Source organism: Arthrobacter sp. Soil762 (genome assembly GCF_001428335.1).
Classification (GTDB): Bacteria; Actinomycetota; Actinomycetes; order Actinomycetales; family Micrococcaceae; genus Arthrobacter.
Window position 1 is genome coordinate 152353 of sequence record NZ_LMSG01000022.1, and the last position, 23750, is coordinate 176102.

The following is a 23750-nucleotide window of genomic DNA, read 5'->3' on the forward strand; positions in this document are numbered from 1 at the left end:
CGGCGCTGCGGGTGTGGCGTTTTTCGATGCTGTCCGTGTGGTGGCGTTCGCGCCAGGCCCGTGCCTTATGCCGGAACCGGCCTGGGACCATTTCCCCGGACGGGCAGCCCCGCGCCGGGTTCACCGCGTCAGGAGCCAAGAAATGCTGCTCCAACGCGTGCTTGCCGGCAGGGTCAAGGTTCACGGTTTCATCGACCATAATCCTCGCGTGCTGCCACGAGATCGTGCCGGCCTGCAACGCCGAGAACGTCAACGGCAAGGCCGTGGTTAGCGCGTGCGATTCGCCGAGCAGCGCGCCGGCCGTGCGTTCACTGACCGTCATGGCGCAGGCGACCTCGGCCTGGATGCCCATGTCCTGGGCGGTCTGGTCTCCCGGGGATGTGATGGGTGCGGCGATGGCCTGGGCCGCCTCATCGAAACCGTTCACTGCATGGACCTTCACGGCAGCCATCATGGCTTCCATCGCGGCAGTTCCGGACAGAACGGTCAGGCACGCCTCAGCCTGCCAATGCAGCAGGTCCGAGCCCGCAGCCGGTCCGGTTGTGGAAGGAGCATCAGCCGGGCAAGCGGCCGACAGTCCAGCCGCCAATGAGCCTGTTGCCAGGCCCTCAGCTGGATTTACGGCTGCCCCACGGAGCACACCGGCCATCTGCAAAGCAGAAGCCGCGATGGCCTCCAAAACCCCTGCGGCTGCCGTGTTATCCATACTCACATCATCCTGCGAGGCACTGACAATAACCGGGCAGAAGATGGCGCATGTGGATATCCCGCGGCAACCCTGGCCTTCAAAGCAGCGAGCTCAGCTTTCACCCGAGCGATGTCGGCGAGAATGGCCAAGAACACGCCCTGACGGGCCACTGTATCAATGGATGGCCCATAGGGCGACGGCTGGTCAGGCGCCGCCGCGACTATTCTCCTCGCGAGAGCGTAGGCCGTCGAGCGGATTGCCTCCACGGCTTTTCGATTTTCGGCTTCCCAGGCTTCTCGGCTTTCCATACCTCCAGCTTTCCGCGGGAGTCCGGCAAAAGCATCGCGCCCTCTTGCCTATGTGGATAACGTGACCCATTCAGACTCTGACAATCGCTCAGATGCTGACAACCACTTTGCCGCGGACCTTGCCCTCACGAAGGTAGGCCACAGCGGCCGGCGCATCCGCGAGGGCGTAGACCTTGTCGATGGCGGGCTTCACGCTGCCTGCTTCAAGAAGAGTCGTCAGGGCTTCAAGATCCCGATAGTTTTCGGTCGAGACGAGCCCCTTGAATTTCTGCCCGGAGAACAGCGAGACCAGGGGTGCACCGATGGACCGCTCAAAGCCCCCGGTGAGCTTCCCGCCGCCTTCGCCACCGATTATCACCAGGGTTCCCTGCGGCGTGAGCGCCTTCCGCGAAACAGACAGCGGCCGGTTGCCGGCGATGTCCAGGATGACGTCGTACAGCACGCCGGCGCTGGCGAAATCGTCGCTGGTGTAGTCGATGACATGGTCGGCGCCGAGCGACCGCACCAGGTCCATCTTGCCGGTGCTGCAGACGCCGGCGACCTCTGCCCCGAACGCCTTGGCGAGTTGGACCGCGAAGGAACCCACTCCCCCACCCGCCCCGATGACCAGCACCTTCTGGCCCGCAGTGACCTGGCCGCCGTCGCGAACGGCCTGCAGGGCAGTCACGGCGGAAATTGGTGCGGCGGCCGCTTCCTCAAAAGTGAGGTTCACAGGCTTCCGCGCCACGAGCTTCTCCCTGGCGCAGACGAAGTCCGCGAAGGACCCCTCGCAGGTGCCGAACACTTCATCGCCGGGCTGGAACCGGGTCACGCCCGCCCCTACGGCCTCCACGACGCCGGCAACTTCCCTGCCACGGACCGGCACCTTGGGCCTCTTCAGCCCGAAGCCGAACAGCCGGACCAGGTATGGCAAGCCGGTCATGAGGTGCCACACGCCCTGGTCGACGCCGGCGGCGCGGACCCTGATGAGCACTTCGCCGTCGCCGGGCGCCGGCTTCGGGATGTCCCGCAACTGGAGCATCTCCGCGCTCCCATAAACGTCCTGCACGATGGCTTTCATGATGCGTCTCCTTCATGGTGCGGGTACTGAAACACGTCTTCCAGCGGCACGCTGAGCGCGTGGGCGATCTGGAATGCCATCTCCAAAGACGGCGAATACCGGCCCTGCTCGATGGCGATGACGGTCTGCCGGGTCACGCCCACACGCTCGGCGAGTTCGGCCTGGGTCATCTCGCCCCGTTCGAACCGCAGGCGGCGGATGGAGTTGGTCACCCGTGTTGGTTTCACCACGGCTGGAACCCCCTGCGGTAGGCAACAATCTTGGCCACAGAGCCCAGGATCGCCGACAGGAAAAACGCCAGGTAGATAACATTTGCGATCCAGAAATGGTCCGTCTCCACCATCGCCATCAGCAGCACCGCGACTCCCCCGATCACCAGAAACGACTGCCCGATGTACTCGCCGAAGCGGTAGATCTCCCGGTCCCGCTGGTCCTTCTTTCCGCCCTCCTTGGGCGAGACAATGCCCATCAGGATGTGCAGGGCTATGGACAAGGCAATGGAGGCCCCCACGGTCCACAGCAGCGGCGCAACGTACGGGACGTCAACAAGGGGCATGGTTCCGGCCAGGCCAAGGACGATGGTCAGGTAGACGCCGTAGGAGCCCACGGCCACCACGCCCATGATCCACGCGCTCTTCTCTTCGAAGGACATTTCAGCTCCCATGCCGACGCTAAGCGTGTAAAAGAAACTTGACACTCCAAATGTAAAAGAAAGCAGACATGGAGTCAAGAGTGATTTACACAGGCGGAAGCTGCTTTGTGCCCGTCCGTTCAGGCGCCCGGAAGGCGGGCGAACCCGGCGTGGTAGTCGCGGACAATGACGGACCCACTGCCCAGGAGCTTCGCCTTCTCTTGAAGCCGGACCACGAGTTCCTCGGTTGGGCGGCCGAATATTTCGATCGTCTGCATCCTGATGAGTGGAGCAATCGGCGGGAATTTGGGGCCTGCCACCTCCAGATGGAACTCCAATGAGGCCAGATCAGGATGCACATGCAGGACGCTCATCGTGGTTCCGTCCGCCGAGAAATAGACGCGGTAGGCGATGATCCTGGGCTCGTTCAAATCCACGAATGCAGCCAAATCCGCCATGGCCGCCTTGAGTTCCTCCAGCTTGCCGGGCTGGACCTGGGACGTATCGAGATATGCAATGAAGTCATCCACTTTGTCCTCCCCTTTGAGGTCCGGCGCAACGTTCCGGATGGTCTTCCGGGAACTATTTTCCTCCGGATCAAACTCACCGGGCCAGCCCTCTGAGTCTGGAATGAAAGACACCAAGCTCCCGTGAGGCTCATCACGCCGGGCGCCAAAATGGTCTGCTGGTTAACGATCCCCCTCCCAATGACGAGAAGGTATTCGTATGCAGCAAGCACCAAGCGCCGCCCAAGACGCAAGCCCGGCCGAAACGCCCAGGCCGGGCGCCGGCGTCGCGCATGTCCTGAACCGGGGACTGAACGTCCGCCATATCCGCTTTATGGCCCTCGGTTCGGCGATCGGAACCGGCCTGTTCTACGGCTCGGCCTCCGCCATCCAGAAGGCCGGCCCGGCCGTCCTGCTCGCGTACATCATCGGCGGCGCAGCCGTGTTTATGGTGATGCGGGCCCTCGGCGAGATGGCCGTCCGCCACCCTGTCTCGGGCTCGTTCGGCCAGTACGCCAGCCGCTACCTCGGTCCGCTGGCGGGGTTTGTGACCGGCTGGACGTATGTCTTTGAGATGGCGATTGTGGCCATCGCGGACGTGACGGCGTTCAGCATTTATATGGGCTTCTGGTTTCCGCAGGTGGACCGCTGGATCTGGATCCTGGCCATCATCTGCTTCCTGGCCGCACTGAACCTGCTCAGCGTGAAGGTCTTCGGCGAGCTCGAGTTCTGGTTCTCGCTGATCAAGGTGGTGGCCATCATCGCCATGATCGTCGGCGGCGCCGCCATTATCGCGTTCGGTTTCCAGGCCGGCGGGTCCACCGTGGCGCCGGGCTTCGGCAACCTCGTGGAGCACGGCGGGCTGTTCCCGAACGGCTTCGAGGGACTCCTGGCCTCGTTCGCCGTCGTGATGTTCGCGTTCGGCGGGATCGAGACGCTTGGCATCACCGCCGGCGAGGCCGCGGACCCCAAGAAGGTTATCCCCAAGGCGGTGAACACGGTGCCGGTCCGCGTCCTGCTGTTCTACGTCCTGACCCTCGGCGTGTTGATGAGCCTCTTCCCGTGGAACGAAATCGGCAGCAACGGCAGCCCGTTCGTCCAGATCTTCAGTGGCCTGGGCATCCCGGCCGCACCGCACATCCTCAACGCGGTGGTGATCACCGCCGCGCTCTCCGCCATCAACAGCGACATCTTCGGCGCCGGCCGCATCCTGTTCGGGCTGTCGGGCCAAGGCCACGCGCCGGCAGTTTTCGGTAAGGTCTCGCGCCATGGCGTGCCGTGGATGACCGTGGTGATGATGGCCGGCATCCTCCTGGTGGGCGTGGTTCTGAACGCGGTCATTCCCGAGGACGTCTTTATCCTGATCGCCTCGATTGCCACGTTCGCCACCGTCTGGGTGTGGGTCATGATCCTGGCTTCCCATGTCGCGATGAAGCGGGAGATCGCGCGGAAGGCCCTGCCGGCGTCGGAATTCCCCTCCCCATGGTGGCCCGCGGCCTCCATCCTGACCATCGCGTTTATGGCGCTGGTCATCGCCGTCCTGGGCGCCTTCGAGGACACCCGCGTGGCACTGTACGTGGGCGCGGTGTGGCTGGGGCTGCTGGTCCTCGCCTACCGCCTGTGGGTCAGAGGTAACGGACGACGCCGGGCCGAACTTGTGGACGAAACCTCACCGCTCCAGGTGGTCGCCTCAGCCCGCCGGAGCTAAGATCAGGCATGGTTCCGCTCTCAAACCTGCTGGCGTTTGCGCTGGCATCCGTGGTGCTGATCGCCGTCCCCGGACCCAGCGTGCTGTTCGTGATCGGCCGTTCGCTGGCCCTCGGCTGGAGGGGCGGCGTCCTGACGGTGCTGGGCAACGCGACCGGGCAACTGGTGCAGGTGGCTGCCGTCGCGCTCGGCGTGGGCATCATCGTGGCGCAGTCCGTGGTCCTCTTCAGCGTGGTGAAGCTGGCCGGTGCCGCCTACCTGGTCCATCTGGGCATCAAGGCCATCCGGAACCGTCGGCACCACTCATTCGCGGGTCGTCAGCCAGTGGCCACCTCGCCACGACGGCTGGTGGCGGAAGGCCTGGTTGTGGGTGTGACCAACCCCAAGTCGGTGGTGTTCTTCGTGGCGGTGCTGCCGCAGTTTGTTGACTACCCTTCCGGGGCCATTCCGTTCCAGCTGGCGCTGCTGGGGGCGGTGTTCCTGCTGATCGCCATCGTTTCAGACAGCCTCTGGGCCGTCGCCGCAGGGTCAGCCCGCCAATGGTTTGCCCGTTCGCCCAGCCGGGTTTCAGCAGTTGAGGCAACAGGCGGGGCCTTGATGATCGGCCTCGGCGGAACCATGGCCCTGACCGGCAGCAAGTCCTAGTTGCCCGCCCCGACGCTCTCTCACTTTTGGGGCGATTTGGCGCCACGCTCTCTCACATGAGGTGAGAGAGCGTTGGCCCAAAACGTGGATTAAGTGAGAGAGCGTCCGGGAGTTGCGCTCGTGCTCAGACGGCGGCGAGCGCCGAGCGGACCGCGGCCGGCATCGGCGTTGTGGGGCGGCCGATCAGAGTGCGGAGGTCCGAGCCGCTGACCAGGAGGTCGCCGCGGGCAATGCCGAGGTCCGAGTCCGCCAGGATGTCGGCGAAGAGCTCCGGCACGCCGAATCCGGCGAGGAGTCCGGCGTAGTCGCTGGCGGGAAGGTCCTGGTACACCACGGGCCTGTTGGCCGCGGCGCTGATTTCCTGGGCCAGTTCGGTGAGCGTGAAGGCGTGGTCTCCGCCGAGCTCGTAGACCTTGCCGGCCTGATTCTCGGCAACCAGCACGGCCGCCGCTGCCTCGGCGTAGTCCACCCGGGCCGCGGCACTGACTTTGCCTTCACCGGCGCTGCCGGCAAGCGCGCCCTGGGCAAGGGTGCCCTGCAGCTGGTCGGTGTAGTTCTCGAGGTACCAGCCGTTGCGGAGAATGGCGGACGGCACCCCTGAGTCCTCCAGGATGACCTCGGTTGCCTGGTGCTCTGCAGCCAGCTTCATGCCGGTGGTGTCAGCGTTGGCCACACTTGTGTAGGCCAGCAGTTCCACGCCTTCGGCCTTGGCGGCCTCAATCACCGTGCGGTGCTGGTCCACGCGCTGGCCAACCTCGCTGCCGGAAATCAGGAGAACCTTGTGGGCGCCCTGCAGGGCCAGCGCCACGGACGCGGCGTCCGTGTAGTCCATTGCCCTGACTTGGACGCCGCGCGCTGCGAAGTCGGCAAGCTTTTCAATGGACCGGCCGGCGGCCACGATCTCTGCCGCCGGAACGTTGCGCTCCAGGAGGGCCTCGACGACGTGGCGGCCAAGCTGTCCGGTTGCTCCGGTGATGACGATGCTCATGGGTTGGTTCCTTTCACCATTTCTTAGGGGGTCACCTTCCACAACCAGCCGCCCCGCCGATTACTTCCTGAAAGACAGTACCCACTTTTAGGTAAGGTACTCACCTTTTGGTAAGTTATGGGTATGGAAGCGACTGTATGGCCCACCACCCTGCCGGAAGATCTCCGGGCACACCTGCCGGAAGGATTGGCCGACGGCGTGTTCCCGGCTGGGTGCCCCAGCCGTACCGTCCTGGACCACATCACCAGCAAATGGGGAGTGCTGATCCTCCTGGCGCTCTCCGAAGGTGAGCAGCGCTGGAGCGAACTCCGGCGCCGGGCAGAGGGAATCAGCGAGAAAATGCTGGCGCAGACCCTCAAGACCCTGGAGCGCGACGGCCTGGTGCTGCGGAAGGCCCAGCCGGTCATCCCGCCCCGCGTGGATTACAGCCTGACCGAACGCGGCTATGAGCTGTCCGGCCTGCTCGTCCCGCTCGTCGCCTGGGCGTACAACAACGCTGACGACATCCTCAACGGTCAGCGCTGATTCCCGGACAACGATGATTCCCGGCCAGCGCCGACCCTTACATCCCCTAAGTAGGACCCGTCCGCGAAGTCGAGTACATGTTACTGGTGTGACTGGTGTGAATAGCGCCTAGCGTAAATGTAAGGTGCCAGCCAGGAATAGGAGGACCATCCTCTGCTGGGAGCTTTCCGGCTACCGCACCAAAGTGGGCGGCTCCACGCCGCTTCAAGGAGTGGTTCGCATGGTGAAAGCACATGTCCAGGACCTGGCCAGCATGGGGCGGCCCGTCAGACTTTCTACCCTCGTCCACCGCGCCTGCGGCCGAGTCCTCGCGGCGTTCCGCCCGCGGTGCCCCTATCGCGTGGGCGATGCCGTGGTGGGCGACGATCCGTTCAACGGCCGGCACGAGGGGATCATCATGTCCCACCGCGGTCCAGCCGTAGAACTCGGGGCCGCGGCTGGGGTCTTCTTCTACGACCACCGCCACGTGAGGCGGCAGGACTGAGTTTTTGTCCAGATAACGCGCCCATCAGGCCCGTGGGCCCACGTTATCTGGACAAAAACTCCAGGCCCCGGACGGACTGTTGGGGGCTTAGCGCGCCGACCAGCCGCCGTCCATCGCGTAGCTGGCCCCGGTGACCATGCCGGCGTGATCGGACGCCAGCCAGGCCACCAGGGAGGCAACTTCCTCCGGTTCCACCAGGCGCTTCACGGCGGACTCGGTGAGCATCACCTTGGCCAGGACCTCGGACTCGGGGATGCCGTGCACCTTGGCCTGGTCCGCGATCTGCTTCTCGACCAGAGGGGTCCGGACGTAGCCAGGGTTGATGCAGTTGGACGTGACTCCGTGCCCCCCGCCCTCAAGTGCCGTCACCTTGCTTAGCCCTTCCAGGCCGTGCTTGGCGGAAACGTACGCGCTTTTGAACGGGGAGGCCCGGATTCCGTGCACGGATGACACGTTGATGATGCGGCCGAAGCCGTTGGCATACATGTGCGGCAGCGCGGCCCGGATCAGCAGGAACGGGGCCTCGAGCATCAGCGCGATGATCCGGCGGAAGTCCGCCGGATCGAACGCTTCGATGGGGCTGATGCTCTGGATCCCGGCGTTGTTCACCAGAATGTCGCAGTCCAGGCTGAGGGTGGCGAGCGCGTCAACGTCCAGCAGGTCAACGGCCCAGGCGGTGCCGCCCACTTCATCGGCGAGGGCGGCAGCGCCGGCGGAGTCGACGTCGGCCACCACCACTTTCGCCCCGCGGGCGGCGAATTCCCGGACACAGGCAGCGCCGATTCCGCTGGCGCCGCCGGTCACCACGGCCTTGCGGCCGTTCAGTGTGTTTTCCATTGCAGATCTGTTTCCCATCGTGTGCGCGCTCAATTTCCCTGCGGTGAACTGCTCAGGCAGTTCAGCGTGAGGCCGCCGGGAGCAGTCCCTCGCGGGCGGCGTCGGCCTTATCCACTTCCTCCAGCGCGATGCCCTTGGTTTCCTTCAGGCTCAGCACCGCCACCGTCGTGATCGCGCAGGCGACCACGAGGTAGATCGCCGTGGGCAGCCAGGAACCGGTGTCCTTGAGCCACTGGGTAGCCAGCAGCGGGGCAAGCGAACCGGCGAAGATCGAGGTGACCTGCGAGCCCAGCGAAACGCCCGAGTAGCGCATCCGGGTGGGGAAGAGCTCGGCCATGATGGCAGGCTGGCCGGCGTACATAAACGCGTGCAGGCAGAGTCCGATGGTCACGGCCAGGACAATCACCACGGCGTTGCGGGTATCGAACATGGGGAAGGCGAAGAACGGCCAGGCCGCACCGGAGATGGACCCGATCAGGTAGACCGGCTTGCGTCCCAGCTTGTCCACGAGCCGTCCCACCTGCGGGATGACCAGGAAGTGGATGACGTGGGCGATCAGGAGTGCGAGCAGGAGCGAGGACGTGTCGTATTTGTGCACGCTCTTGAGGTAGACAATGGCGAAGCTGACCACCAGGTAGTACATGATGTTCTCCGCGAAGCGCAGCCCCATGGCCTGCAGGATGCCCTTGGGGTACTTGCGCACTACCTCGAAGACGCCGTAGCTGACGGCCTGCTCCTTCTCCACGAGGGCCTTGGCCTCCAGGAAGATGGGCGCCTCGGTGACGTGGGTGCGGATGTAGTAGCCAACGAAGACGATCACGGCGGAGAGCCAGAACGCCACACGCCAGCCCCAGCCGAGGAATGCCTCGGGACTCAGGGCGGTGGACATGATGAACAGCACCAGCGTCGCCAGCAGGTTGCCCACCGGCACTGCGGCCTGCGGCCAGCTGGACCAGAACCCGCGGGACTTGTTGGGGCTGTGTTCGGCAACCAGCAGCACCGCGCCGCCCCATTCACCGCCGAGCGCGAAGCCCTGGATGAAGCGGAGGGCTACCAGCAGAGCCGGAGCCAGGTAGCCGATGTCGGCAAAGCCCGGGAGGCAGCCCATCAGGAAGGTGGCCACGCCGACGATCACGATAGTCAGCTGCAGCGTGGGTTTGCGGCCCAGTTTGTCGCCGATCTGGCCGAAGACGATGCCGCCGAGGGGGCGCGCCACGAAGCCCACCGCATAGGTGAGGAACGCCTGGATGATGCCGTCCAGCTCGTTGCCGGTGGCGGGGAAGAAGTACTTCCCGAAGACCAGGGTGGCGGCGGTGGCGTAGAGGAAGAATTCGTACCATTCCACTACCGTGCCCACCATCGAGGCGGCCACAATCTTCTTAAGCCCGGATCCCTTGGGTGCGGATCCGGCGGCATTGTCTGCCGAGCGCTGCTCTACGCTCATGAGTTTCTCCTTAGTGTCCACTTTGACACGCGCTGTGATCCACAGCACTAATGGCTCCACTGAGTATTACTGCACAAACATTCGCGTTCAATGCCCAATCCGGCACCTGCTGTGTGCACAATTGCAGATATGAAGGCAAATCCCGATGACCTCCTGGTCCTGCTCGCGGTATCCCGCTCCGCCAAATTTACGACGGCGGCGCAAGTGTTGGGGCTGAACCACACTACCGTTTCGCGTCGGATAGCCGCCTTGGAGAAGGCGCTGGGCGGCCGCGTCCTGGCACGGGCGGCCGGCGGCTGGGAGCTGACGGAGCTAGGCACGGAGGCCGTCCGGGTCGCCGAGCAGGTGGAGGCAGCGGTGAGTGCGCTGGGCCCGGCAGGCCAGGCACCGGACCCGATTACCGGCGTCGTGCGCATGACGGCGACCGACGGCTTCAGCGCCTACATTGCCGCGCCCGCCGTGGCACGGCTGCGCCGGAAACACCCGGGACTGAGCGTAGAAGTGGTGACGATGACCCGGCGGGCGCTGCAGCAGCGCTCCGGCCTGGACATCGAAGTGGTGGTGGGCGAACCGCAGGTCCACCGGGCCGAAGCCGTCCAACTGGGCGAGTACATGCTGGGGATGTACGCCTCGCGTGCCTACCTTGCCGAGAACGGGACGCCGGCGAGCGTTGCCGAACTGACGGAGCACCCGCTGGTGTACTTTGTGGATTCGATGCTGCAGGTGGACGACCTGGACGCACCGCGGCGGCTGGTACCGGCCATGCGCGAAGGGCTGACGTCCACAAACGTGTTTGTCCATGTGGAGGCCACCCGCGCCGGTGCCGGCATCGGATTCCTGCCGTGCTTCATGGGCAATCTGCACAGCGACCTGGTCCGGCTGCTCCCCGACGACTTCGCCGAATTGCTCCCTTACTGGATGGTGCTGCGGCCCGATTCGATGCGCCGCCCCGCCGTGGCCGCCGTGGTGCAGGCACTTCGCGACCAGACGGCGGCGCATCGGGACGCCCTGCTGGGTCGCGCTCAGAAGCCATCGACTGCTCCGTAGGCGCCGTTTTCAGGCCCCAAAAGGGCCCAGGGCCCACGCCTGGGCCCACGCTACCGAGGGACCCCAATCGAGCTTGCGAGATTGGGGAGGTAGCGGGGAGGGTTACCTGGCCGAACTTGTGAGGCCAGGGGGCCGGTGGGGATCAATCGATAGCGTGCGCGGGTCGTGACGCACCGGGGAGTTCGCGGCGAAGGCCCGCACCTGGGCGTCGTTCCAGATGTGGGCCGGGACGGCACCGCCCAAGAGCCGGCGGGCAAGCTGCGGGTCCCCGTCCAGCGGGGTGTCGCTGCCGGCCATTACCATGTTGCCGTAACGGCGGCCCTTCAGCATGGAGGGGTCGGCGATGATGACGGTGTGTGTGAACGCGGCCGCGATGGTGGCGGCGTCTTCCCGCGCATTCTTCAGGTCCGGGGCGTCGCCTGAGTTCACTATATAGATGCCGCCCGGCGACAGGACCCGCTTGATGTGGTCATTGAATTCGGCGGTGGTGAGCGGCCGCGGCGTGAGTGAACCGGCAAAAACGTCGCGGATGATGAAGTCGCGGCTGTCCGGCGTGAGCGTCTCGGTGACCTCGCGGGCCTCCCCCACACGCAGGCGAAGAAGTGGCGCCTTGGGCAGGTCGAACCAGCCGCGGACGTACTCGGCCAGCTTGCCATCGAGCTCCACCACCACCTGCCGGGCGTCCGGATAGGCAGTGTGGAAGTACCGGGCCAGGGAACAGGCCCCGCCGCCCAGGTGCAGCCCGCGCAGCCGCTCGGTCCCGCCCGCAGTGGGCGCACCCGGCTTGGCGCCGCCCTTTCCGGACTTCAGCGGCCAACGTGACTCAATCAGCGCCGCCATCCAGCGCATGTACTCAAAGTCAAGGAACAACGGATCGGCGAGGTCGATGTGGGAGCTCATGACACCGTTGATCTTCAGGAGCCACCCATTGGAGTTGTCCTGGTCCGCAATGAGCTCGCAATCGCCCGTATCAATGTAGTAGACGCCCTCGACAGGGCCATCGGGACGGGTTCCCTTGGGCACCTCGATGACACCCGCCGTCGAACGCTGGCCGTTCCGGCCGCCTGACTTGCTGCGCTTTGCCATTACCCGTGTGCCGCTTCAGTCATGGATCAACCATAATTGACCGCCCTGCGTCGGCGGTCCGGCCCGGTCTCAGTCCAGACCGGTCCCGGCAGCGACCCTGGCTAGGTTGCGAGCGGCCTGTCCCGACCTGCCCTTTCCTGGTCCCGTCGAAGGGCCTCCGCTCGGGTGGCGTCGGCGCGGGTCGCGTCGGTGCGAGTGGCGTCGTCCGGATGCACGTCGGTGTCGGACCGCATGGCGTCGGCGCGGGTCGCGTCGGTGCGGGTCGCGTCGGTGCGGGCGTCGCCGTCGTGATTTATGTCCGGGTCCAAGACGTCGGCCTTCTGCGTGCGCTCGGCCACGTCCTCCCGGAGCAACCTGGCGTCGTTGGCCTTCGTTTCAGCCTCCTGCTTCAGCCGCGCCGCCTCAACCTGCGCCTGCTCCGCATCGGCACGGGCGCGGCTGGCCCGGGCTTCGTTCTCGCGCGCCTCGAGTTCGACGTCCTCGGCTTTCCGGCGCATTTCGGCGGCCTTTTCGCGCTGCGATTCCTCCCGCTTCAGCTCCATGGCCCGACGGCGACTCCCGGTCACCAGCCACAGCACGATCAGGACCACCACGACAATGCCAACAATCACCCAAACCCACGATGTTGTATCCACGACTACCCATCCTTTCCACTCCGTTGTGACGGGGTTCCTGCGATGCCGGGGCGGCAGGCGATACGAACCCCTTTGAAATTCAGGTAGGAAGGGTACTTACCTTCCGTTACTAATCATGCTTACTATTTTACGGCCAGTATCGCTGGTTCTTGATCAACAAGAGGCCTTCTTTGGAAAGAGAGAGCGAAGATGACAGAGAACCAATGGCCCGAGGACTCGGCTTACCCGGCTCCACCGGCCGCCCGCGGAACCACAGGAGAACGCGCGCCCGGCACGTTCCCCCGTACATTACCCACAGCAGCGCCGCCGACGGGCGATCCCTCCGGGACGTCCCGCACGGATGCTGTCCGGGAAGAAGCACAAGATGTTGCGCAGACCGCGGCGGATTCCGCACAGAGTGTGGCGGAAACAGCCAAGTCGGAAGCGGCGAACGTCGCGTCGGAGGCCAAGGCTAATGCCAAGGACCTCCTTTATCAGGCGCGCAGCGACCTCACCGTGCAGGCCGGCGCCCAGCAGCAGAAGGTAGCCAACGGCCTCCGGTCTGTCTCGGACGAACTCCACGCCATGGCGCAGGCGTCCGACCAGCCCGGTGTGGCCACCGACCTGGTCCGCCAGGCCGCGGAACGTTCCTCGTCCGTCGCCTCCTGGCTGGACGGCCGCGACCCCGGATCGCTCCTGAACGAAGTCAAGAGCTTTGCCAGGCAGCGGCCCGGGACTTTCCTGCTCCTGGCCGCTGGCGCCGGTGTCCTCGCCGGGCGGCTCAGCCGCAGCCTGAGCGCAGGCGCACCGGAGTCTGACACGACCAGAGCCGGCGGCCAATACGACGCGACCGGGCAATACGGCACCGGTGGCCCGTACGAGGGCACCGGTGGTCAGCATGCCGCGGGCCCTGGCGGCTACACGCCGTCGGTCGGTGGGACTGTCCCGCCCCCGCCGGTACAGCTGCCCGGACCGGCCACCACCACGGCAGGGTTCGACGGCGGCGCGCCAGGGAGCAACTACAGGGACCCTTCGCGTCCCGCCAGTCCATTGGACAGCCCCCAACTCGCGGAACAGCACTCCTCCGGTGACCGCCTCGCCGACGATCCCCTGGGCGAACGGGAGCTCGCCGACGATCCAATGGCCAACGACCCCCTGACCCGGGACCGCTCCGCAGACGGTCAGACTGGCAGGCTGTGATGAGCAGCCAGCTACCTGCGCCTCCCCCATCGGCGGCGCACGCGAAGGCGGACAACACATCGTTGGGCGACTTGCTCGGTGACGTGACCCGCGACCTGTCCACGTTGATGCGCCAGGAAGTGGAGCTGGCCAAGGCCGAACTGAAGGAATCCGCCAGCAAGGCGGGCAGGGGCGGTGGCATGCTCGCCGGCGCCGGCGTAGCCGGCCACTTCGTCCTGCTGTTCCTGTCGATCGCCCTCTGGATCGCGTTAGGCGAGCTGATGGGACTCGGCTGGTCCGCCGTCGTCGTCTCAGTCATCTGGGGCATCATCGCCGCGGTGCTGGCGTCCGTGGGCCGCAGGGAGCTCAAAACCGTCAAGGGCATGCCCCAAACCGCTGAAACACTCCAGGAAATTCCCCCAACCCTAAAACCCGGTGAGGTAAAACCATGAGCGACAACCCGGACGTTATCCGTTCAGATATTGAAGCAACCCGGGCCCGCCTGGGCACAAACGTGGACGCGGTGGCAGACAAGGTGACGCCTTCGAACATCGTCCATCGTCAGACAGACAAAGTGCGGGACGCCGTGTTCGGAGTGAAGGAGAAAGTTATGGGAACAGCCGACGATGTCACCGCGCGTGTGCACGGTGGCGCCCACTCCCGCACCGACAGCGCAGGCAACGCACTCAGTGAAGCGGGCGCCGCGGTTGGTGACGCCCCGCACCAGGTGAAGGCCAAAACGCAGGGTAGTCCGATGGCTGCAGGCCTGATCGCGTTCGGGGCGGGCCTGCTCCTGTCCTCACTGATCCCTGCCAGCGAGAAGGAACGGGAAGCAGCAGATGCCCTCAGGTCCGCCGCCGACCCGTTGACCACCGAGCTGACCGAGGCCGCCAAGGACATGGCCGAAGGCCTGAAGGAACCGGCACGGGAAGCCATGGAGAACGTCAAAGCTACGGCCACCGACGCCGCCGAGCACGTCAAGGCCGAAGGCCAGGTTGCCGCGGCGGACGTCAGGGACCGCACCGCTGACGCCAGGGAGAACGTGCAGAACACCTGACCGGCGTGGCTAAGGCGGACCCGGGCTGCGCCAGACGACCAGGCCGACGGGTCCAAGCGGCGGGACTAGGCAAGGCCCGCCGCTTGGAGGAAAATCAATATCAGCAGATTACCTTCCGGTTTCCCGGGTCCTTCGTGTCCCGGGTGTCAGACGGGGTCGGCGGCGAGGTGGCCTCTTCTGAGACCGAGGCCAGTCCCCCCAGTCGTCGTCGGCCCCCTCGGTCAGGCGGCAGGTACCGGACTTGCCCTCAGCGGACCCGGGCCAGGGCGAACCCGTCCCAGCCTTTGGACCCGACAGTCTGGATCACGGTGGCATCGAGCTGCGAATGCCGGCCCAGCAGTTCCAGGGCGCTGATGATCCCGGGGGCATTAATCTGGTCCATGGAAGGATCCAGCACCGCGCCCTCCCAGACGGCGTTGTCCAGGACCACCACGGTTCCCGGCCTGCCCAGGCGCACGGCCCACTCAAGGTACGCGGCGTCGTTTTCCTTGTCCGCATCGATGAACACAAAATCGAACGGTTCCTGGCCCTCCGACTGCAGCGCGGCCAGGGTGTCCAGGGCAGCGCCCACCCGGATCTCCACCTTGTCCCCCAAGCCGGCAGCCTCCACATTCGCCCTGGCGATGTCCGCATGTTTGGCGACGTATTCGCACGTCACCAGCCGGCCGCCGTCGGGCAGTCCCTGCGCCATCCAGATGGTGCTGAACCCTGCAAGCGTGCCGATCTCCAGCACCCGGCGGGCGCCGGACAGCTGGACCAGGAGCTTGAGCAGCTTGCCGGCGTTGGGCGTCACTTCGATGGGCGGCATCCCGGCGTCGACGGCGGAGCGCACCGCCTGTTTCAGCGCAGGGTCGGGATGCACCACGGTAGTTGTGAGGAAGTCTTCCACGGCCATCCACCCTGGCTGGGTCTTGTGCTCAAACATGGCCACAGTCTGGCACGCAGGCATGCGACGGTCTAGGAGCCGGCGCAGGAACCAGCCTAGGAACCGTCTGAGAGGGCCTCTTCGAGGCGGTCCACCTTGGCGCTGAGTTCGCCCTCGTAACCGGGCCGGATGTCCGCCTTGATGACAAGTGAGACGCGGCTGCCAAACTCTCCTACGGCCTCGGTGGCGCGCTTTACGACGTCGAACACCTCGTCCCATTCGCCCTCGATGGTGGTGAACATTGAGTCCGTCTGGTTGGGCAGGCCCGAGTCCCGGACGATCCGCACGGCGGCCGCAACGGCGTCGTGCACTGATGCGTCGGTGGGACGCGATCCCCCTGCAGGCGTACCGGACGGGGCGACTGAAAATGCAAGCAACATAGGGCAAGTCTGTCATGCGGCCCGCGCCGAAACGGGTTTGGCGAATCCGGCGAAACGTCACATAGCCAGCTACCCTCCGGTAACCATGATGGCTGCCTGCGGCATTGCTAACCTGAACAAATGAGCATTGCTGTCGTCCGCAAGCCACTACGCGCAGACGCTGCCCGGAACGTGGACAAGATCATCCTGGCCGCGCGCCAGTGCTTCCGCGAGCATGGGCCCGAGGTTCCCCTCCAGACCATCGCGCTGACGGCAGGCGTTGGCCCGGCCACCCTGTTCCGGAACTTCGCCGACAAGGAGGAGCTGGTCCTGGCCGCCCTCAACAGGCAGCTCCGCGAGATCGTGGACCCTGTCATGGCTGACGCGCTGGCGGACATCGACGCAACTGCGGGACTGCTGCGCGTCCTCGAGGCCATCATGGCCGCGGCCAGCGATGATGCCAACCTGCTTGGCGCCGTTGCGGGCCGCCGCGAACTCCTCACCGGCATCACCGGCTCACTGATGGATTCCATGAGCGTCCTGCTGGGCCGCGGCCAGGGCCAAGGCACCCTGCGCTCCGATATTTCCATGACAGACATGTTCCGTCTGCTCGCCATGCTGATCGGCGTCGTGGACACCATGGAACCGGGTTCCGATGCCTGGCGCCGCCCGCTGGCACTGATCGAGGACGCCATCCGCACCGAACGGCCCCACCGCCCGCTGCCCGCGCATGTGCCGCTGCCCGCCCCGCAGCTACAGGGTCCGCAGTTCACCTGACACCCAGCGCCTGCCCGTCGCGTCACCGGCCCGGGTGACGGCACGGCCGGATCACGGCACGGGCGCCCCATTGTTGGTGTCCAAACGTTGGATTAGACTCAAGTGGGGTTACGCAGCCAGCCTCTGTATCTTCAGAGGAGCATCCGTGAACCACCTCCAGCGCAGCCAATCCAACGCCATCGTCCGCCGATGAACCCAACGCACCTGTCCCGGCTCATCCATGACCCCCGCGGCCCCGAGGAGATCCTGCCGTCCCTGGCGGCGGAGGACCTCGCCAATCTGTTGGATGCCCTCTACCAAAACCTCGACACTCCCACCCCGGTGTTCGGTGCGCAGGCGTGGTACGAGCTGGCCGTCGAGGAAAGCGCCCGCCGGACAGGGTCGCCCGAGGATGAGCAAACCGCCTGACCGGCCTACGGCCCGGACCGGCTTGCGCCCCAGGGTCCCGAGGTGGCCGTGAGCCTACGGTGACGAACCCCCGTCGATGAACCGCAGTCAGCCGCCGTTCCCCTTGGGGTCTTTTTCTTGGGGCCGGGATTCTTGAGGCTGGGGTTCGTGCTCCTGGCCGTGTTTGTGAAGCTCATGATCGTAGTGATGGGGCACGTGCTCCTTGGCCTCCAACAGGTGCTGCTGCAGCTTCTCCTCCGCGTCGCGGCGGCGCCGGGAAGTGTCCCGCAGTTCCCGCGTCGATTCGGAGACACTGGTGTCATAGACCGGCCGCGGCTTCGGGTCCGAAGCCTGGGGGTTGTCGGTTCCGCTATCGGGATCCGGGGTGTTGGGCTCTGGCTGTTCGTTCATCTTGAGTGACTCCTTTAGGCCGTAGCGACCGCCTCACGCGGATACACCGGCCGGCCATCAATCGTCCGGTTCCGTTTCCCGGTTTCGGAGTTCGGTCCGTACCGCCGCGTGCAGGGCGGCGATGTTGGCTTCCTGGCTGACGTCCATAGCCAGCCTTATCCGCTCGGAGAGTACAACCAGGTCCTCTGGCGGCACGTCTGCCAGGGACCGGAACCGGGTAAAGAACCGCTTGACCGGCAGCCCGGCGCGCCAACCATCAGGCCCCGGACGGCGGGTTTTGCCGGGTCTCGCACCGGCTGGGTGCAGTCTTATGTCCATGGTCAGCGCTCTCACGAGAGTCCACGGCCAACTGCATAGCCAGGGCCCATGCTATAACGCATTTGAGCCGGACCACCAGAGGTCCGGCGTCGGTTTCACGAGATCGGCGGTCAGTTCCATCCGATGAGCCGCAGCAGGGCTGCGGCTCCGGCGCCCACCACGACCACCAGCAGGAAGGGCGCCCGGAAAGCCAGTGCGATGGCGGCTGCGGCGAGGGCTCCCAGCCGCGCGTCGGCGGCCAGCGCCTGGCCGGACGCCACAGTGTTGACAGTGGTCAGGGACGCCAGCAGTCCGATGGTCATGGTGCCGGCAATACGCGACATCCGGGGGTCCTCCAGCAGCTTTGCCGGGACGAAATAGCCCACCAGCTTCCACGCGTAGGCCAGGACACATGCCAGCAACAACCAGATCCAAAGACTCATGCGCCCGCCTGCCCTGCCCGCCCGTGGCCGTCCCCGTGGCTGTCCCTCTGATTGTCCAGGTGCGCGTCCCGGCTTTTGTCCCGGCGCCCGTGGTGTTCGTCGTACGGATCCACGTCCGGTTCCAGGCCTTCGTCACTGCGTCCGTGGCTGAACCAGCCGATCAGTGCAGCCACCACCGCGGCGATCAGGATGGGCACGCCTGCGGGAACGAACGGCACGGCTACAACCGTGGCGAGTGCGCACACCACGGCAATCGCCGCCGGTTCCCGCCCCTTGAGCCGCGGCCACAGCAGGGCCAGGAATGCGGCCACTGCCGCACCGTCCAGGCCCCACTGTTTGGGATCACCCAATCCGCTTCCTGCGAGGGCCCCCACGGCGGTGAAGAGGTTCCAGAGTACGTAGATGCCAATGCCGGCCGTCCAGAAACCGCGGCGTTGCTCGTCGGGGTCAGTCTGTCCGCTGCTGGTGGCGGTCGACTCGTCAATGGTGACTTGCGCAGCAACATACTTCCGCCAGCCCGTCGGATGCAGGAGTGCATTGAGCTGCATGCCGTAGATGCCGTTCCGCATGCCCAGCAACGTGGCCGCGCTCATGGCCGCAATACCGGAGCCACCGCCCGCCACCACACCGATGAACGCGAACTGGGAACCGCCGCTGAAGAGCAGCAGGCTGAGCGCCATGGTCTGCCAGAAATCAAGTCCTGAGGTGACGGACAGCGCGCCGAAGGAAATTCCGTAAAGCCCCGTTGCAATGCTGATCGAGATTCCCACGCGCACGGCGGGCGAGGCGAGCAGCTTCACCGCCGTCGTCCCGGTTTCCGCAGGCTCCAGGCCCACAGGATCAGCGGCAGTTGAAGCGGGAGCCGTACGGTATGCACCTTGCGCTGCGCGGGCGAGCCGGCGGAGCCGTAGGCACGGCGAAGGGCGTCCACGTGGCCGGCCAGGAATACCGTGAACATTGCAGTCACGGCGGTGGCAGTTGCCCGCCGTGTCACCGGGATCAGGAGGCCGACGGCGGCACCCGCCTCCAGCAGTCCGCTCACCGCAATCCATTCCTCCCGTGACATCACCGCCAGGGGCCGCCTACCGCCGTCGGGTGCTGGTATTTCGCGCCCCTCCGGCTGCTCGCCGCCGGCGCCTGGAGTCTCGCGGCACAGATAATCCGGGACCACCTGTTCGAAGAACCGTGGCTCGCGGAAGTGCTTCATGGCGCTGGTCATCAGCAGCGCGCTCATGGCCGCCGCGGAGACAGTTTGGGTGGCCCGGGCGGACCAGCGAAAAGGCATGGGTCCACTCAATCACAGCGCCGCCCCGGCGGCTAAACAGCACCGGCTCAGGACGGCAGCTGGACCTGTTGCCCGCTCGATTGCAGCTGCGCCAGCACCCTGGCCGGTTTGTTCGTGGTGACCTCCTGGATCCCCAGCCCCTGGCAGAGTGCCACATCCCGCTCTGAATCAACGGTCCACACGCGGAAGCGGCGGCCGGACTCCAGCCAGCGCTGCACGGTCCGGGCGTGCTCGCGGACGTACATGATTCCGGGCCCCGCGAGTCCCACCTCACACTCGTCCAGGATGCGTTCGCCCTCCAGCTGCGCCGCCTTCATCAGGTTGGCGATGGCGCCGCCAGCCAGGGGGCCGAGGCTCAGTTCGTCACGGAGTTCGTCGACGTCGATGTCGTCCACCAGCTGGCAGATGAATTCGGCCGGCACACTCCGAAGCAGGTGCTTCACCGAATCGGGGCTGAAGCTCATGAACGTCACCTGGATGTTGTCCACCGTGGAAGTTCCGGCGTCCCAGCCTTCGCCCCGGAGCACGTCCAGCACACGGTCTTCCAGTTTCAGCTGGTAAGGACTGGGGTGCTTGAGCTCGATTGCCAGTCCGATCGGCCGGCCAGCGCCGCGCAGGATGTCCAGGAGTTCCGGCAGGGTAAGGAACTGCTCAGACCGGGCGCCGAAGTTCTCCGGGATCCGGGCGCCTTTCCAGGACGAAAAGTCCAGCAGCCGCAACTCTGCCAGCGTTCGGTCCGCAACGGGTCCGGTTCCGTCCGAGGTCCGGTCCAGGTTGGCGTCATGCAGCAGCACGGCGTGCTGGTCCCTGGTGAGGTGGACGTCGCACTCCACCCCGTCCGCGCCATCGGCAATGGCTTGGAGGTAAGCGGCGCGCGTGTGCTCGGCAAATGCCGCGCTGGCGCCCCGGTGGGCAAACACCAGCGGCCGTTCCGGTTCAGGCTCCTCGAATGTCATGAGGATACGCTAGCGGACGCGGCCCCTCGGAGCGGGGCTAGGCTGGGCACATGCAGGTGAACTCTGAACCAACTACCCGCCAGGACCCGCCCCGGCCCGCAGGCCCCGCGCCGGGGCCGCCCAAGGCGAGGACCGCCGTCGTCGGTCATCAACTCAGCGCCGGGGACGCCGAAAAGGCGGCAGCGCTGCGGAAAATGAAGCTTGTGGCGCTGGGACTCCTCATTGCCATGGCCGTCGTTTTTGTGTTCGCATTCGCGCTGCAGAAGGAGTATCCGTGGCTGCAGTACGTCCGCGCCGCGGCTGAGGGCGGCATGGTGGGCGCGCTGGCCGACTGGTTCGCCGTCACCGCGCTGTTCAAATACCCCATGGGCATCAAGATCCCGCACACCGCTATTATCCCGCGCCGCAAGGACCAGATCGGGGCGTCGCTGGGTGAGTTTGTGGAGACCAACTTCCTGTCCGAGCAGGTGGTCCAGGAGAAGCTCGCTTCGGTGGACGTGGCGCGAAAGGCCGGCCAATGGCTCGCCGGGCCGGGTGGCGCCGAGCGCGTGGCGAAGGACGGCGCCGCCGTCATCCGCGGTGCGTTCAAGGTGTTGAACGACGACGACGTCCAAGCGGTCATCGAGGGAATGGTGCGCAAGCACCTGCTCGCTCCGCCGTGGGGACCGCCGGTGGGCAGGATGGCGGAACGGATTTTCGCCGACGGCCACCACCACAAGCTGGTGGACCTGCTGGTTGACCGCGCCGCTGACTGGGTGGACGACAACCACGAAACCGTCAGCCGGCTGGTGTCGGACCGCTCCCCCACCTGGGTCCCGCAGTTTGTGGACGGGCTCGTGGGCGACAAGGTCTACGTGGAGATCCTCAAGTTCACGCGCGCCGTCCAGTCCGATCCGAACCACCAGGTGCGGCAGCAGATCGACAAATACCTGAATGACCTCGCGCAGGACCTTCAGCACGATCCCGCGATGATCGCCCGGGCCGAGGACATCAAGGCACAGGTTCTGGGAGATCCAGAGGTCCGCGAGCTGGCCTCCCGCACTTGGGGAACCGTGAAGGGCGCCCTGTTGTCTGCGGTGGACGATCCGGACAGTGAACTGGCCGTTCGGTTCAAGGCGGCCGTCCGCGACTTCGGCTCACGCCTCGTGAACGACGCCGAACTGGCCGGCAAGGTCAATGCCTGGATCGGCGACGCCGCCAGCTACCTGGTGCGGACCTACCGCTCCGACATCGCCGGCGTGATCACCGATACCGTGGCCCGCTGGGATGCCGAGGAAACGTCGCAGAAGATCGAACTCCAGGTGGGTAAAGACCTGCAGTTCATCCGGATCAACGGCACCGTGGTGGGCTCACTGGCCGGGCTGGTCATCTTCAGCGCGGCGCACTTGGTCTTCGGCTGACCTGGCCCTTCTAAAGCAACGCGGGGTCACTTAACGCCCGGTAAACGGCCCCGCATGGGCAATAAGTGACCCCGCGTTGCAGTAGGCGACTACGCGAATGAGTCGAGCTGCACGCCGGCCGCTTCAAGGCCTGCGCGGACTCCCGCGGCCATCTCCACCGACACGGGGGTGTCGCCGTGGATGCACAGCGAGTCGGGCCTGACCTGCACGACTGTTCCGTCCACGGCGACTACCTCGCCCTTCACGGCCAGACGCACCGCGCGCTCAACGATCGAGTCGACGTCGTGGAGGACGGCACCGTCCTGCGAGCGCGGGACCAGCGTGCCGTCGGCCTGGTAGGCGCGGTCCACAAAGGCCTCCACAAAAACGGGGTGGCCGGCTTCCTTGGCCTGGATCAGCAGCTGCGAGCCCGGCAGTCCGAGGATGGGCAGGCCGGGGTCGTAGGCCTGGATGGCGGCAACCACAGCCGAAGCCTGCTCGGCGTCGTGGACGAGGCGGTTATAAAGGGCGCCATGTGGTTTGACGTAGTCAACGGAGGCACCCACGGCGTGCGCTACGCCGTCGAGCGCGCCCAGCTGGTAGAGGACGTCACCGAACAGCTCATCGAAGGACATGTCCAGGGACCGGCGGCCGAAGCCGGCCAGGTCCCGGTACCCCACGTGCGCACCAACGGTGACGTCGAGCTCGAAGGCGGCGCGGCAGCTGTCCAGCATGGTGACGGGATCCCCAGCGTGGAAGCCGCAGGCCACGTTCGCGCTGGTCACCAGCCGGAACATGGCGGCGTCGTCCCCCATGTTCCATGAGCCGAACGATTCGCCGAGGTCAGCGTTAAGATCCAAGGTTGTTGCCTTCCAGAGTAAGTTTTTCCGGTTCCGCCGCCACGGCCCTGAGCTCCCCCGGGATGGTGTCCGGCATGGGACCAAAGGCTTCTTTGGCGTTCACCACCACGGCGCGGCCCATAATGAGGTTACCGGCACCACCCACCACCGCGCCGATGCCGAACGGAAGCGCCCGGCCAAGCAGCGCCGTGCCTTGGCGTTTGAGCAGGTTCTTGAGGAAGGCCTTCTGGATCTTGTTCCTAATGGCACCGAAGCCCGATGGCATGGACTTGGTCAGCACGTTGCCCCATGCCTGGGTGGCGCTGGCTCCCTTGCCCATGGCCTGGCCGCTCAGCGTTCCCAGCAGGGCAGTGCCCTCCTCGCCCAGCATGATGGCCATCACCATGGTGCTGGCCTTTTCCGGGTTGGTCAGCCGGATGCCATGAAGTTCCGCCAGCGAGGTGGCATAAAGTGCCGTGGCTTCGAGGAAGCCAACGGTAGCCACGGCGGAGAGGCCCAGGGAGGCCACGGTTCCGACGCCGGGCACAACGGCGGTTGCCCCGACGATCGCACCGCCGCCGGTCACGGCCCGCAGGTAGTCGCGTTCCAGGATCTCCGCGAGCCTGGCGGCGCTGGCGCGCGGGTGTTTGCGTTGCAGCCGCCGGACGTAGGCGAGCACCAGCGGCCGCTGGATTTCGACTGCCCGTAGGAGCATGTTGTGGACTCCGGGTTTCGGCTTGCCGTCGGCGTCGAATACCGCGTTGTGGGCGGTCTCCTGTGCGATACGTACTGCGGGATTGCTGCGCTTGGCCATGGTCACCTCTGCTTCGGTACTGCTTGTGTCCGCCGGCAGTTTTGGCTGCGGCCCTGCCTTAACACTAAGGGT

The 23750-nt window shown here is 65.8% G+C and carries 30 protein-coding genes; 11 read left to right on the plus strand and 19 right to left on the minus strand.

Annotation, left to right across the window (positions count from 1 at the left end; all coding sequences use genetic code 11):
* Nucleotides 1-1084: 1084 nt before the first annotated feature.
* The 4 genes from ASG77_RS19555 to ASG77_RS19570 form a co-directional block, all read right to left on the minus strand.
* A complete protein-coding gene (locus tag ASG77_RS19555) occupies nucleotides 1085-2056 on the minus strand; it encodes an NAD(P)-dependent alcohol dehydrogenase (protein ID WP_056348878.1) in 972 nt (323 codons plus the stop codon).
* On the minus strand, nucleotides 2053-2286 hold the full coding sequence (locus ASG77_RS19560) for a helix-turn-helix transcriptional regulator (RefSeq protein ID WP_056348881.1): 234 nt from the start codon (nucleotides 2284-2286) through the stop codon (nucleotides 2053-2055). Before ASG77_RS19560 ends, ASG77_RS19555 begins: the two co-directional genes overlap by 4 nt.
* Nucleotides 2280-2720: a hypothetical protein gene (locus ASG77_RS19565; RefSeq protein ID WP_235564690.1), complete on the minus strand. Its 441-nt coding sequence runs from the start codon at nucleotides 2718-2720 to the stop codon at nucleotides 2280-2282. Before ASG77_RS19565 ends, ASG77_RS19560 begins: the two co-directional genes overlap by 7 nt.
* Before the next feature lie 107 nt (nucleotides 2721-2827).
* Nucleotides 2828-3328 (minus strand): hypothetical protein, encoded by a 501-nt coding sequence (locus ASG77_RS19570; protein WP_235564692.1) that lies wholly within the window; start codon nucleotides 3326-3328, stop codon nucleotides 2828-2830.
* Nucleotides 3329-3413: 85 nt separating this feature from the next.
* Between ASG77_RS19570 and ASG77_RS19575 the strand changes: the two genes are divergently transcribed.
* On the plus strand, nucleotides 3414-4901 hold the full coding sequence (locus ASG77_RS19575) for an amino acid permease (RefSeq protein WP_056348884.1): 1488 nt from the start codon (nucleotides 3414-3416) through the stop codon (nucleotides 4899-4901).
* A gap of 8 nt (nucleotides 4902-4909) precedes the next feature.
* Nucleotides 4910-5545 (plus strand): LysE family translocator, encoded by a 636-nt coding sequence (locus tag ASG77_RS19580; RefSeq protein ID WP_056348887.1) that lies wholly within the window; start codon nucleotides 4910-4912, stop codon nucleotides 5543-5545.
* Between the two features lie 124 nt (nucleotides 5546-5669).
* On the opposite strand, the gene ASG77_RS19585 is transcribed toward ASG77_RS19580, so the two are convergent.
* A complete protein-coding gene (locus ASG77_RS19585) occupies nucleotides 5670-6533 on the minus strand; it encodes an SDR family oxidoreductase (protein ID WP_056348890.1) in 864 nt (287 codons plus the stop codon).
* Between the two features lie 123 nt (nucleotides 6534-6656).
* On the opposite strand from ASG77_RS19585, the gene ASG77_RS19590 reads away from it, so the two are divergent.
* Nucleotides 6657-7058 carry a winged helix-turn-helix transcriptional regulator gene (locus ASG77_RS19590; protein ID WP_082576159.1) on the plus strand — a complete coding sequence of 134 codons (402 nt, stop codon included), beginning with the start codon at nucleotides 6657-6659 and terminating at the stop codon, nucleotides 7056-7058.
* A 220-nt stretch (nucleotides 7059-7278) separates the two neighbouring features.
* Nucleotides 7279-7542, plus strand: coding sequence for a hypothetical protein (locus ASG77_RS19595; protein ID WP_056348893.1), 264 nt, complete (start codon nucleotides 7279-7281; stop codon nucleotides 7540-7542).
* Between the two features lie 87 nt (nucleotides 7543-7629).
* Here the strand turns inward: ASG77_RS19595 and ASG77_RS19600 are convergent, their stop codons facing one another.
* Nucleotides 7630-8379 (minus strand): 3-hydroxybutyrate dehydrogenase, encoded by a 750-nt coding sequence (locus tag ASG77_RS19600; protein WP_056348896.1) that lies wholly within the window; start codon nucleotides 8377-8379, stop codon nucleotides 7630-7632.
* Nucleotides 8380-8440: 61 nt separating this feature from the next.
* On the minus strand, nucleotides 8441-9823 hold the full coding sequence (locus ASG77_RS19605; RefSeq protein ID WP_056349045.1) for an MFS transporter: 1383 nt from the start codon (nucleotides 9821-9823) through the stop codon (nucleotides 8441-8443).
* A 129-nt stretch (nucleotides 9824-9952) separates the two neighbouring features.
* On the opposite strand from ASG77_RS19605, the gene ASG77_RS19610 reads away from it, so the two are divergent.
* A complete protein-coding gene (locus ASG77_RS19610) occupies nucleotides 9953-10870 on the plus strand; it encodes a LysR family transcriptional regulator (RefSeq protein WP_056348899.1) in 918 nt (305 codons plus the stop codon).
* A gap of 102 nt (nucleotides 10871-10972) precedes the next feature.
* On the opposite strand, the gene ASG77_RS19615 is transcribed toward ASG77_RS19610, so the two are convergent.
* Together ASG77_RS19615 and ASG77_RS19620 are read right to left on the minus strand one after the other, a co-directional pair.
* Nucleotides 10973-11956 carry a spermidine synthase gene (locus ASG77_RS19615; RefSeq protein ID WP_056348902.1) on the minus strand — a complete coding sequence of 328 codons (984 nt, stop codon included), beginning with the start codon at nucleotides 11954-11956 and terminating at the stop codon, nucleotides 10973-10975.
* A gap of 101 nt (nucleotides 11957-12057) precedes the next feature.
* Nucleotides 12058-12591, minus strand: a complete 534-nt coding sequence (locus ASG77_RS19620) for a hypothetical protein (protein ID WP_156380385.1) — start codon at nucleotides 12589-12591, stop codon at nucleotides 12058-12060.
* Nucleotides 12592-12780: 189 nt separating this feature from the next.
* Between ASG77_RS19620 and ASG77_RS19625 the strand changes: the two genes are divergently transcribed.
* From ASG77_RS19625 to ASG77_RS19635, 3 genes are read left to right on the plus strand one after another with little or no spacing between them, the layout of a single operon-like run.
* Nucleotides 12781-13770 carry a hypothetical protein gene (locus ASG77_RS19625; RefSeq protein WP_056348908.1) on the plus strand — a complete coding sequence of 330 codons (990 nt, stop codon included), beginning with the start codon at nucleotides 12781-12783 and terminating at the stop codon, nucleotides 13768-13770.
* Entirely contained in the window at nucleotides 13770-14201 is a 432-nt protein-coding gene (locus ASG77_RS19630; RefSeq protein ID WP_056348911.1) for a phage holin family protein, read from the plus strand. The genes ASG77_RS19625 and ASG77_RS19630 overlap by 1 nt, the downstream gene beginning before the upstream one ends.
* Complete coding sequence (locus tag ASG77_RS19635) at nucleotides 14198-14806, plus strand: DUF3618 domain-containing protein (RefSeq protein WP_056348914.1); 609 nt, start codon at nucleotides 14198-14200, stop codon at nucleotides 14804-14806. Before ASG77_RS19630 ends, ASG77_RS19635 begins: the two co-directional genes overlap by 4 nt.
* 247 nt (nucleotides 14807-15053) lie before the next feature.
* On the opposite strand, the gene ASG77_RS19640 is transcribed toward ASG77_RS19635, so the two are convergent.
* Nucleotides 15054-15731, minus strand: coding sequence for an O-methyltransferase (locus tag ASG77_RS19640; protein ID WP_056348915.1), 678 nt, complete (start codon nucleotides 15729-15731; stop codon nucleotides 15054-15056).
* Between the two features lie 56 nt (nucleotides 15732-15787).
* Nucleotides 15788-16111 (minus strand): thiamine-binding protein, encoded by a 324-nt coding sequence (locus ASG77_RS19645; RefSeq protein WP_056348918.1) that lies wholly within the window; start codon nucleotides 16109-16111, stop codon nucleotides 15788-15790.
* A gap of 120 nt (nucleotides 16112-16231) precedes the next feature.
* Between ASG77_RS19645 and ASG77_RS19650 the strand changes: the two genes are divergently transcribed.
* Nucleotides 16232-16867 carry a TetR/AcrR family transcriptional regulator gene (locus ASG77_RS19650; protein WP_056348922.1) on the plus strand — a complete coding sequence of 212 codons (636 nt, stop codon included), beginning with the start codon at nucleotides 16232-16234 and terminating at the stop codon, nucleotides 16865-16867.
* 189 nt (nucleotides 16868-17056) lie between these two features.
* Entirely contained in the window at nucleotides 17057-17275 is a 219-nt protein-coding gene (locus ASG77_RS19655) for a hypothetical protein (RefSeq protein ID WP_056348925.1), read from the plus strand.
* An 87-nt stretch (nucleotides 17276-17362) separates the two neighbouring features.
* Here the strand turns inward: ASG77_RS19655 and ASG77_RS19660 are convergent, their stop codons facing one another.
* The 6 genes from ASG77_RS19660 to ASG77_RS19680 all read right to left on the minus strand — a co-directional run bounded on the left by ASG77_RS19660 (nucleotide 17363) and on the right by ASG77_RS19680 (nucleotide 20646).
* Entirely contained in the window at nucleotides 17363-17665 is a 303-nt protein-coding gene (locus ASG77_RS19660) for a hypothetical protein (RefSeq protein WP_056348927.1), read from the minus strand.
* Nucleotides 17666-17722: 57 nt separating this feature from the next.
* Nucleotides 17723-17983 carry a hypothetical protein gene (locus ASG77_RS21590; protein WP_082576160.1) on the minus strand — a complete coding sequence of 87 codons (261 nt, stop codon included), beginning with the start codon at nucleotides 17981-17983 and terminating at the stop codon, nucleotides 17723-17725.
* A 110-nt stretch (nucleotides 17984-18093) separates the two neighbouring features.
* A complete protein-coding gene (locus tag ASG77_RS19665; RefSeq protein ID WP_056348930.1) occupies nucleotides 18094-18405 on the minus strand; it encodes an AzlD domain-containing protein in 312 nt (103 codons plus the stop codon).
* Entirely contained in the window at nucleotides 18402-19241 is an 840-nt protein-coding gene (locus tag ASG77_RS19670; RefSeq protein WP_056348933.1) for an AzlC family ABC transporter permease, read from the minus strand. The genes ASG77_RS19665 and ASG77_RS19670 overlap by 4 nt, the downstream gene beginning before the upstream one ends.
* Nucleotides 19202-19690, minus strand: a complete 489-nt coding sequence (locus ASG77_RS19675) for a DoxX family protein (RefSeq protein ID WP_056348938.1) — start codon at nucleotides 19688-19690, stop codon at nucleotides 19202-19204. Before ASG77_RS19675 ends, ASG77_RS19670 begins: the two co-directional genes overlap by 40 nt.
* A 47-nt stretch (nucleotides 19691-19737) precedes the next feature.
* Nucleotides 19738-20646: a glycerophosphodiester phosphodiesterase gene (locus tag ASG77_RS19680; RefSeq protein ID WP_056348941.1), complete on the minus strand. Its 909-nt coding sequence runs from the start codon at nucleotides 20644-20646 to the stop codon at nucleotides 19738-19740.
* A 50-nt stretch (nucleotides 20647-20696) separates the two neighbouring features.
* Between ASG77_RS19680 and ASG77_RS19685 the strand changes: the two genes are divergently transcribed.
* A complete protein-coding gene (locus tag ASG77_RS19685) occupies nucleotides 20697-22046 on the plus strand; it encodes a DUF445 domain-containing protein (protein ID WP_056348944.1) in 1350 nt (449 codons plus the stop codon).
* 89 nt (nucleotides 22047-22135) lie between these two features.
* Here the strand turns inward: ASG77_RS19685 and ASG77_RS19690 are convergent, their stop codons facing one another.
* Together ASG77_RS19690 and ASG77_RS19695 are read right to left on the minus strand one after the other, a co-directional pair.
* Complete coding sequence (locus tag ASG77_RS19690) at nucleotides 22136-22885, minus strand: LamB/YcsF family protein (protein WP_056348946.1); 750 nt, start codon at nucleotides 22883-22885, stop codon at nucleotides 22136-22138.
* On the minus strand, nucleotides 22875-23678 hold the full coding sequence (locus tag ASG77_RS19695; protein ID WP_056349048.1) for a hypothetical protein: 804 nt from the start codon (nucleotides 23676-23678) through the stop codon (nucleotides 22875-22877). Before ASG77_RS19695 ends, ASG77_RS19690 begins: the two co-directional genes overlap by 11 nt.
* Between the last annotated feature and the right edge of the window lie 72 nt (nucleotides 23679-23750).